The organism is Vibrio sp. V10_P2A27P122, assembly GCF_963874335.1.
Taxonomy (GTDB): domain Bacteria; phylum Pseudomonadota; class Gammaproteobacteria; order Enterobacterales; family Vibrionaceae; genus Vibrio; species Vibrio anguillarum.
Genome location: NZ_CAWNHY010000032.1, coordinates 1 through 9919 on the forward strand (window position 1 = coordinate 1; position 9919 = coordinate 9919).

The following is a 9919-nucleotide window of genomic DNA, read 5'->3' on the forward strand; positions in this document are numbered from 1 at the left end:
ATAGCATCAGGTTAAATCGACACTGTTAACTTATTTCTTTGGGATTAACTAAGCTATATTAATGATATTAATAAGCAAATTACATTAATTAATAGTATCATCATCGCCGTTCAACCAGAAACTGGCATTTCTAGGTCAAATCAGTACAATTCTGCGTTCTCCACCACCATCCACTGCGAGCCAGAGAAAATGCCAACACCAGCGCCCTGTTTTACTGCCTTTAAAAAACCTATTGAAGGCTACTCTCTGCCTGAGCGCTTTACTTTCCCATTTTGTTACGAGCCGCATCCGCTAAGCGAATTAGCGGCAAACCAGCTGCAACAACACCTGCTGAACCAGCAGAATTGGCAACATAATTTTGGGCTCGATAATCACGGCGTGCTAAACCAGCATCCGGAAGCTATCGGGAAAATGTTTGGCGTTTTAGTGGTGCGTAAACAAAGTGGAGAGCTAGGGTACCTGTCTGCATTCTCGGGGAAGTTAGCTGAGCAAAACCTGCTGCCGCATTTTGTGCCGCCGATATTTGACATGCTCACTAACGATGGTTTTTTCTTGGAAGGCAGCGTGCCGATCAATCAAATTAATCAGCAAGTTGAACAATTGGAGTGCGATCCACAGCGTGCACTACTTCAGCAGCAATGGACCACCGCCCATCAGCAAGCGCAAGATGAATTAGAAGCGCATCGCCAGCTGATGATTCAAGGTCGTGAACAGCGTAAACAGCAACGCATCCTTGCCGAGCAATCAAATGATGCCCAACAATTGCGCGAAACCTTGGATTATCTCGCCAAACAAAGTGTGGCTGAAAAAGCGTCCCTCAAGCAATTAAAGCGCAAGTGGGACGTCAACCTCAACGAACTACAAGCGCAAATAGACGCATTTCAAGAACAAATTGATGCGTTAAAAGAGCAGCGTAAAAATCTCTCTAATGCGTTGCAGCAACGACTTTTTTCTCACTATCGATTTCTCAATCAATACGGCACTGAAAAATCTCTGGGGGAGATTTTCCGTCTTACGGCTAACCCTGTTCCACCAGCAGGGTCTGGAGAATGCGCCGCACCAAAATTGCTGCACTACGCGTTTCAACATCAGATGACACCGATTTCACTCGCCGAATTCTGGTGGGGAGCGTCACCAAAATCTGAAATTCGTCAACACAAGAAATTCTATCCTGCTTGTCAAAACAAGTGCCAACCGATTTTGGCTCACATGCTTGATGGGCTGAAGCTCGATGATAACCCGCTATTGCATAACCCAGCGCAAGGCAAAGAGATCGACATCATCTACCAGGATGAAGCGATTGTTGTCGTCAACAAACCTGCCGAGTTTCTATCCGTTCCCGGAGTCAACATTCAGGACTCTGTTTATACTCGTCTGCAACAAACGTTTAGCTCAGATGAAGGGCTTTTTGTAATCCACCGCCTCGATATGTCTACTTCAGGTTTATTGGTGTTTGCTCTCACCCGCCGAGCCAATAAAAGCCTGCAGAAGCAATTTATTACCCGCGGCGTTGAAAAACGCTATCTTGCCTTACTCGCTGGTGAATTACAGCAATCGCATGGTGACATTCGCTTACCGCTGCGGGGCGATTTAGATGACAGGCCGCGTCAATTGGTCTGTTTTGAACATGGCAAACCTGCTGACACTCACTGGCAATTAATTGAATGCCAAGATGGATTCAGTAAAGTCTACCTCTACCCCAAAACAGGACGAACCCACCAATTGCGCGTGCATTGCGCTCATGTGGAAGGACTCAACCTGCCCATCGTTGGCGACGATCTTTATGGCACGAAAGGAGCGCGTTTACATCTACATGCTGAGTCGCTGAGCTTTGATCATCCTTATACCAAGCAAAGGATGACATTCACGGTGGATGCCGAGTTTTGATCGACATTCCGCTTTAGTGACATTGAGGTGACAAATCCTGACTTAGCACAGCTATAATTTCGTGAATGCGAACCTTTTTCTAAGTGCTTAACGTTGAGAACACGGCTGCTGTACCTTTTGATCACACTCACCACAGTGCTAGGACAATCAAACCTAGCACACGGGCAAGAGCAAACGCTGCAAGATCGTTGGCAGCATTTTCTACGCCAAGCCGAATCGCTATCGGCTGCGCGAGCCTTGCCATTGCAAAGCATTAACTCATACCCTGTCGATCTTCTGCTCAGCGCCAGCGCCTATCCTGATTTTTCCCGTTATTCATGGCAAACCATAACTGAGCTCAAAGCGATAGCCTCACAGTGCGCACTGTCGCCCGGTTTATCAAAAACCTTGGCATCACGCCCTGAATTGCAAAAAGCAGCGTCGTTTGAACTCGCTTTATGCCAAGGCGATGAATTGCCCATCCGTTGGTTTAAGACGGCTCCGTTTCTGCATCCTGCAGGCGGGAGCTACGCAGAGCGATACTTAGCTTTTTCTACTCATAACATAACGGCCGAGCAAAACGCCGAGCTACAGCCCTACACGACTCTCTCTAACCCTCAGCATCCGCTGTACACCTTTTTTACCGATTTAGAAACGGCAGGGCGAGATGCCTTGGTCAGCGGTTATCGCGCTTATATTGACCGTCAACAACGGCTATGGATCAGTGGCGATTTCGGTATTCGCGTACTAAGCGCATTGCAATGGAAAAAAGTCGCGCTCGATCAGCAATTGGTATTGTCGGCCATCACAGCGGCTACTCAAAGTTGCCAATTACGCTACAGTAATCTGTGTGTCTCTAGCCAAGAAAAACCCAATATCTCACTGTGGTTATCAGTCATATTACTGCTGTTGCTCGCAGCAACGCTGAGTAGGACGCTCTGGTTACGCCGCCAACAAGCCAAAGAAAAACGCTTTATTTTACAGTTGCTGACGCATGAACTACGCACCCCTATCACCAGTCTTGGCTTGACCGTTGAGCAGTTTCGCCAGCAATTTGATACTCTGCCAGAGCCAGCCCAAGATACATTCGGCCGCTTACTGGCCGATCACCAACGTTTAGCTCAGCTTGCTCAGACCAGTAAAGGATTTTTGAGTAGCGATCCAAATGAGCCGTTTCAATGTCAAACCGCTTATCTCTCAGATTGGTTAGATCACTGCGTAGCGAAACACGAACTCAGCTATGAACTGACACAAGATATCGAGCTCACACTACCGTATTACTGGCTTGGGATTTGTTTGGATAACTTGATCCGTAATGCCAAGCAACATGGTCAAGGGACAATCTCAATAACGGCCAGCGTGACTGACACTCAACTGCAGCTTTGCGTTAGCGATGAAGGCGAGTTTCCCTCTCGTCTAAAACGGCTATTTTCTCGTTCTCGCACGGCTTCCAATATGGGGATTGGGCTCCGTCTTGTGAGCCATTTGATGCTTAAAATGGGCGGCAAACTGACGTGTAAAGCCCACCCCACTCGCTGCCAATTGGAATTACCATTATGAACACACTGTTATTGGTCGAAGATGATCCTCTACTCGGGCAAGGTTTGCATGATTACTTGCTACAGCAAGGTTTTGATTGTTTGTGGGTACAGCAGCTCTCACAAGTCAAAAAAGCATGGTTTCGCGCCGATTTGGTGATTTTAGATAGACAACTGGCTCAAGGAGACAGCTTGGATCATCTACCTCAATGGCTAATGGCCAAAGCCGTGCCAGTGATCATCCTGACGGCCAAAATCGAGGTTGAGCAAAAAATAGCAGGTCTGATGGCGGGGGCAAAAGACTACGTCACCAAGCCATTTTCGCAACAAGAATTACTGGCGCGAATTCAAGCGCAACTGCGACCATTAGGAGAAAGCTTGCTTTCCTACGCTGACATTGCCATTGATCTCTCAAAGCGCAGCGTTACCTTAGGTGAGCAGTTGATGACGCTAAAACCGAAACAGTTTCAGCTATTACTGCTGCTGGTTCAAAATCAAGGACGTGTTTTTCACCGTGATGAACTACTCAATAAAGTGTGGGGCTACCAAGCCTTTCCCTCAACTCGAACCGTCGATAATCATGTTTTACAGCTGAGGCAGCAGTTACCCTCACTCAATATCGAAACCGTTCGTGGCGTTGGGTATCGTTTAGTCGAGGTGTCCAATGCGTAACCTTTGGCTGTTTGTACTGTTCGTCGTTAGTCCAAGCCACGCCGTGAGTGATGATTGGTTTATGGCCACACCACTGCAATCAACCTATCGCGCTTTAGCGAACCATCAGCCACAGCTTGCCTGGCAAGAGTTGATCCTCGCACTCAATAACCAAACCATTGCCACGCAACACTGGGCAAGCGTCAAGCATGCCATTATTGAACAAACCCAATGTGGCCAACAGCTCTTAAGCGATGTGGTACCAAATGCGGCGCTGATCAAAATCTCGATACAAAAAAAAACCAACGTGATGCAGCAAGGTTACCAGTTCAAATTATCAATGGAAGGAGCAGAGCTGCCTAGCCAGGTTGAACTTCTTGGCCCTGACAATGGCTTGCTCATCTCACAGAGCCAAGTAACATCATCCGCCCCTTATATAGAATTAGAAAGCCCAGAACTGCTCTTTACTCCGCAAGATGGCGTTTATCGACTGACACTCGACAAACAGCACTATTGGTTAGTTCTTACCATACCTTTTGGCTCCACATGGTTGCAATCCGCCTCTCCCAACGGTGGCTACCCACTAGCACTTGAGTCCCCCACAGTATTGACAAACTGCCCCCCAACAAGCCTTGCTTGGCAATGGTTTGACGACCAATTTCAGTTAATCAAGCAGCAAGATATGGTAGCAATAAGTAATACTCAGCAATTATTGGACAAACCAAGCTCATCCCCCAGCTCGGCTAAATGGCTCAGTACTCTGATCAAAACTGTCGAATATCAAGGAGCAATCAAAGTGGAATATGTACAACGTTTGACTCTGCCAAATCAGGCTCAATGAAGACATCAGGGTGACAATTGAGTTGTCGATTTCTTATGTAATCAACACACCGAGACACACTGGAAATGACAAACCATGTATAAACCACTTTGTTCTTTATTGATCACTTGTACGCCACTGTTAGCGTTGGCTAGCCAATCACAACCGGCGTCAATTACACTGCATAATCAAAACCAAACCGTGCAAATAGAGCCACAAAATTTTGCTATTGATTGGCAGCAAAATGCCCAGCTAACCATTAACCAAGGCCAGCTAACCGTTAACGGCCAGCCACAGCAAGTCAGCCAACTGCAACAAGATAATCAACATCACGCCTCTTGGCTGCTTGTTCCTAGCCAGTTAAAGGTCGAGGCTAATTTACAACAAACATTGAAGCTGTCGATTACCGCGAGCGCTGAGAGTAAGATCTCTCGTGCTAAACCGTTAACCGTGCAGTGGTTTGAACTGCCGGAGCAGCAAAGCAAAACGCTTATTCTTCCTTTTAGTGAAGGAATGCGGATTCCAACCGATAACCCACAGTGGGTGAACTACCTCATAGCGGAACGCTCTGCCAGCAATACCACCCAAGATCTCAAAATGCCATTTTGGAGTGTGGAAGCTGGCAATGAGCAGTATGTGAGCTACCAACTCAATACCGCCACCAACAACAAACTCAATTTTAGCGCCAAGCAAAACAAGCTAGACATGCAAGCCACGCACGCTTTCACTGTGCTCAACAAAGATGAGCCTTTTGAGGTGGAAATCTCCCTTGGCAGCTCACCACTAGATGGTGCCAAACGCTACCGTCAGTGGCGAAAAGAGAATGGGTTATCACAAACGCTCGAACAAAAAGCGCAGCAAAACCCAGCCATAAAACTGCTTATCGGCGCAAGCCATGTCTACTTGTTTGGCCAAGACTTAGTGTCCAAACAAGATGTGACTGATTTCTGGGCACTTAAAGAATGGTATTTTAAGCAGCCCCAGTGGGTAGCATCAAACGAAGCGCTCAAAGAGCTTAAGCCACTCGTTAAAGGAAAAGATTTTTTCAACAACTACAACAAACGGTTGTTGATTGACGAAGTGAACCGCTCGCTCAATGCTTGGATAAAAGAGCAACCTTCAACCCAAGAAGCAGGGATAGCTAGCCAATACCAAGCCGCTCAGGCACGAAAAGCATGGCTCGCAGAGCAGAAACTACCGTTTCTACGTGATGCCAGCACTTGGGGACAGGGGCTATCGACATCCATGATTGACGCACTCAGCTCAGCTGGTTTGCAGCACCTCTGGCTAGGTTTGGATAATTGGATGCCCGCCTTTTACCAGCCACAAGTGGTTGATCAAGCAAAACAGGCTGGCTACTTAGTTGGGGTGTACGACTCCTACAATACCGCCATTGCAAAAGGCATCAACGATGGTTGGCTTACCGCGCAGCTACCGGATGCAATGCGCAAGCAATGTGCGATAGAAAACGCCGACGGCAAAAAACAAAAAGGGTTTCGTGGCAACGGCTTTTACCTTAACCCAGCCTGCCAATTAGGCTTTGTGCAGCAACGCATTGAGGCGATTTTAAAATATGGCCGTTTTAACAGCCTGTTTCTTGATGTGGATGGGACCGGAATGGCCCGTGAAGATTACTCATATAAACAGGGACAAGGAATGAAAGAAAGCGCAATGCTGGAGGCATTCAATCAACGCATGCGCTGGATAGCTAATGAACAGAATGTGGTTCTCGGCTCTGAAGATGGTAACAGCCTGACGACACAAGGGCTCTCTTTTGCTCATGGTTTAGAAACGGTAGGATTTGGCTGGACAGATCCTGATATGAAAACTAACCGCCAATCGCCTTACTTTCTTGGAGCATGGTTCCCAACAACGAGTCCAGATTTTTTCTTTAAACCCGCGCAAGTCAAAGAGCCGTACAAAACACTGTTATTTGCACCGCAATACCGTATCCCTCTCTATCAGACCGTGTTCCATGATGAGGTGATCAACAGTCACCACTGGCACAGCGACAGCATGAAGTTTTCCAACGTGCAAGCGGAGCGAGATTTAATCGCCATGCTGTATAACACCCCAGCGATGATTCACCTTAGCCGTGATGAAGCGATGCCTAACAGCGCACGAGTTAACGCATTGCGCCGTTATCAGCAAGGGTTTGCACCAATCCATGAAGTCGTGTGGAACCAACCTTTAGTCGATTTTAAATGGCTTGATGAACAAGGGATGGTACAACAAACAACCTTTGGTGATGGCAGTAAAATTACCGCCAATTTCTCTACGCAGCCATATAAAAAAGAGGATAAGGAAATAGTTCCAGCCTTGAGTATTCAAGCTGAGCTCAGCAATGGGCAAAACCTCATTTGGGCATCGGATACGCTAAAGACAGAAAAATAGTCTCATCTCTCACTCATTAAAAGATAAATAACTCATTAAAAGATAAATAATAGTGCGACACTTCAAGGAGGAAGTGTCCATTTCTATCATTCAGCAACCATAGCCAGTAGCACAAATACAATATGAACAAACAAAACTAGACGACTGGTCTAATTTGAATTATAGTGCCGTCCATGAATACAAAAACCCATGATACTCGCCAACACATCCTTGAGGTCGGTTACCAACTTGTCGTAACCAAAGGCTTCACCAGCGTAGGCTTGTCTGAATTATTAAAAACCGCTGATGTGCCCAAAGGCTCTTTCTATCACTACTTTAAGTCAAAAGAGCAATTTGGCGAGGCACTGATTACGGACTATTTTCAGCACTATTTAGTACGGATTAATGCCCTTTTTGACCAAGAAGAAGGCAATGCCTATCAACACTTGATGCATTATTGGCAATGTTGGTATGAGCAGAGCAATGGCTTATGTAACGCACAGCGCTGCTTGGTGGTGAAATTAAGCGCTGAAGTTTCAGACTTGTCTGATGCGATGCGTATTGCTTTACTTAAAGGTGCAGATAGCATTATTGAGGCGGTCGGAAAATGTATCCAGCAAGGGATCGACGACGGCTCCATTCACGTACAACACAGCCAGCAAACCGCAGAATTGCTTTATAACCTTTGGCTCGGCGCAAGTTTGCTCAGTAAACTGCGTCAAGATAACCAAGGGCTTGCACAAGCGCTTACGAGCACCGAACACATTTTGCAAGGCCAGTGCCCTAGTTAAGATTCACCCGCTATTTCGATAGCGGTTTTTTTGAAACCCAAACTAGACGACTGGTCTAATTTAAAATAATAAAGGACTCTCCAATGACTGAACAAACTAACCGCCGCATTGTACTCGCTTCACGCCCTGTCGGTGCACCAACGCCTGCTAACTTTCGCTTAGAACATGCGCCTAAACCAACACCTGCCGCTGGTGAAGTGCTGCTGCGTAGTGTTTATCTTTCACTTGACCCCTACATGCGCGGCCGCATGAGTGACGCTAAATCGTACGCCGATCCTGTCGCGATTGATGATGTCATGGTAGGCGGGACCGTGTGTCAAGTGGAAGTATCAAACCACCCAAAATTTGAGCAAGGTGAGTGGGTACTCGCTTATACCGGATGGCAGGATTACGCTATTTCTAACGGCGAAGGTTTACTTAAACTCGGTAAAAATCCAACCTCACCCTCATACGCACTAGGCATCATGGGAATGCCCGGCTTTACCGCTTATATGGGTTTGCTAGACATCGGCCAACCGAAGCAAGGTGAAACGGTGGTAGTCGCCGCAGCTACTGGCCCAGTAGGGGCAACGGTTGGTCAAATTGCTAAAATCAAAGGCTGCCAAGTGGTGGGCATTGCTGGCGGTGAGGAAAAATGTCGTTACGCTAAAGAAGTATTAGGTTTTGATGAATGTATTGATCATAAAGCTGACGATTTTGCAGAGCAATTGGCTAAAACATGTGCTCAAGGGATTGACGTTTACTACGAAAATGTCGGTGGCAAAGTATTTGATGCGGTTTTACCTCTGCTTAACACAGCAGCGCGAGTTCCGCTGTGTGGTTTGATTTCTCAATACAATGCAACGTCGCTGCCTGAAGGACCTGATCGCCTCTCTATGCTGATGGGCACCTTGCTTACCAAACGAATCCGCATGCAAGGTTTCATTATTTTTGATGACTACGGCCATCGCTATAACGAATTTGCTACTGATATGACTCAATGGCTAAGCGAAGGGAAAGTGAAATACCGCGAGCAACTGATTGACGGTTTAGAAAACGCACCACAAGCCTTTATTGGTCTATTGGAAGGCAAAAACTTTGGCAAACTGGTTATCCAAATCAACCAACCACTTTAATAAGGACCGCATAATGATCAAACTTCACCATCTAAATAAATCACGCTCTAAGCGCATTATCTGGTTACTTGAAGAGCTCGGGGTTGAGTATCAAGTGGTTCCATATCAACGTGATAGCGTGACCTTTCTGGCACCGCCGGAGCTAAAAAGCGTGCATCCGTTAGGTAAGTCACCTGTGATTGAAGACAATGGTTTGGTGATTACTGAATCTGGCGCCATTACCGATTACTTGATAGAAAAATACGGCCAACACTTTGCGCCTCAGCGTGGCAGCGTGGAATATGTGCAGTACCAGCAATGGCTCCACTTTGCGGAAAGCTCTGCCATATTGCCGCTGCTATTAAAAATGTTTGTTGCCAAAGATGGCTGCCAAACCAATTTCCTTGGTGGCTATGCAGAAAGCGAAACGGCCAAAGTGATGAGTTATTTTGACCAGTGTTTAGCGGGTAAACGCTACTTAGTGGCCGACCAACTCACTGGCGCTGATTTCATGATGTCATTCATTGCTGAAATATTGCTGACCAACGGAGCGATTACTCACTTCCCGAATATTGAACGTTACTTAGAGCAGCTCGCCACTCACCCTGCTTATCTAAAATCGAACCAAATCGAAGCGCAATACGCCTAACCTTAGGTTCCTGATGACGCCACTTCGACGATAACGAAGTGGCGTTTTTATTTCCATTATGGAAATGACTACTTGATGTATTATCAATAGTGAAAAGTAACCAAGCACATTAGGATTAAACCACAATAATATAAGGG

General features: G+C 46.5%; 8 protein-coding genes. All 8 read left to right on the forward strand.

What is annotated here, in order from left to right; all coding sequences use genetic code 11:
• The first annotated feature begins 189 nt into the window (after nt 1-189).
• The 8 genes from AACQ17_RS02010 to AACQ17_RS02045 all read left to right on the forward strand — a co-directional run bounded on the left by AACQ17_RS02010 (nt 190) and on the right by AACQ17_RS02045 (nt 9782).
• The gene (locus AACQ17_RS02010) at nt 190-1887 is read left to right on the forward strand and encodes an RluA family pseudouridine synthase (RefSeq protein WP_094147435.1); all 1698 of its coding nucleotides are present in this window, start codon (nt 190-192) and stop codon (nt 1885-1887) included.
• 93 nt (nt 1888-1980) lie between these two features.
• Entirely contained in the window at nt 1981-3426 is a 1446-nt protein-coding gene (locus AACQ17_RS02015) for an ATP-binding protein (RefSeq protein ID WP_094147436.1), read from the forward strand.
• Complete coding sequence (locus tag AACQ17_RS02020; RefSeq protein WP_013868288.1) at nt 3423-4076, forward strand: response regulator transcription factor; 654 nt, start codon at nt 3423-3425, stop codon at nt 4074-4076. The genes AACQ17_RS02015 and AACQ17_RS02020 overlap by 4 nt, the downstream gene beginning before the upstream one ends.
• Complete coding sequence (locus AACQ17_RS02025) at nt 4069-4896, forward strand: DUF2861 family protein (RefSeq protein ID WP_094147437.1); 828 nt, start codon at nt 4069-4071, stop codon at nt 4894-4896. Before AACQ17_RS02020 ends, AACQ17_RS02025 begins: the two co-directional genes overlap by 8 nt.
• 75 nt (nt 4897-4971) lie before the next feature.
• Nucleotides 4972-7269, forward strand: coding sequence for a glycoside hydrolase (locus AACQ17_RS02030; protein ID WP_094147438.1), 2298 nt, complete (start codon nt 4972-4974; stop codon nt 7267-7269).
• A gap of 173 nt (nt 7270-7442) precedes the next feature.
• The gene (locus AACQ17_RS02035) at nt 7443-8039 is read left to right on the forward strand and encodes a TetR/AcrR family transcriptional regulator (protein WP_038148298.1); all 597 of its coding nucleotides are present in this window, start codon (nt 7443-7445) and stop codon (nt 8037-8039) included.
• An 83-nt stretch (nt 8040-8122) separates the two neighbouring features.
• Nucleotides 8123-9154 (forward strand): NADP-dependent oxidoreductase, encoded by a 1032-nt coding sequence (locus tag AACQ17_RS02040; protein ID WP_094123575.1) that lies wholly within the window; start codon nt 8123-8125, stop codon nt 9152-9154.
• Between the two features lie 13 nt (nt 9155-9167).
• Nucleotides 9168-9782 (forward strand): glutathione S-transferase family protein, encoded by a 615-nt coding sequence (locus tag AACQ17_RS02045; RefSeq protein ID WP_017043593.1) that lies wholly within the window; start codon nt 9168-9170, stop codon nt 9780-9782.
• The last annotated feature ends 137 nt before the right edge of the window (nt 9783-9919 follow it).

What these genes read in the sequence shown, in the direction of transcription:
- AACQ17_RS02020 (WP_013868288.1), top strand. Translation starts at nt 3,423, where the DNA reads ATGAACACACTGTTATTGGTCGAAGATGATCCTCTACTCGGGCAAGGT.
- AACQ17_RS02040 (WP_094123575.1), top strand. Translation starts at nt 8,123, where the DNA reads ATGACTGAACAAACTAACCGCCGCATTGTACTCGCTTCACGCCCTGTC.
- AACQ17_RS02030 (WP_094147438.1), top strand. Translation starts at nt 4,972, where the DNA reads ATGTATAAACCACTTTGTTCTTTATTGATCACTTGTACGCCACTGTTA.
- AACQ17_RS02045 (WP_017043593.1), top strand. Translation starts at nt 9,168, where the DNA reads ATGATCAAACTTCACCATCTAAATAAATCACGCTCTAAGCGCATTATC.
- AACQ17_RS02035 (WP_038148298.1), top strand. Translation starts at nt 7,443, where the DNA reads ATGAATACAAAAACCCATGATACTCGCCAACACATCCTTGAGGTCGGT.
- AACQ17_RS02025 (WP_094147437.1), top strand. Translation starts at nt 4,069, where the DNA reads ATGCGTAACCTTTGGCTGTTTGTACTGTTCGTCGTTAGTCCAAGCCAC.
- AACQ17_RS02010 (WP_094147435.1), top strand. Translation starts at nt 190, where the DNA reads ATGCCAACACCAGCGCCCTGTTTTACTGCCTTTAAAAAACCTATTGAA.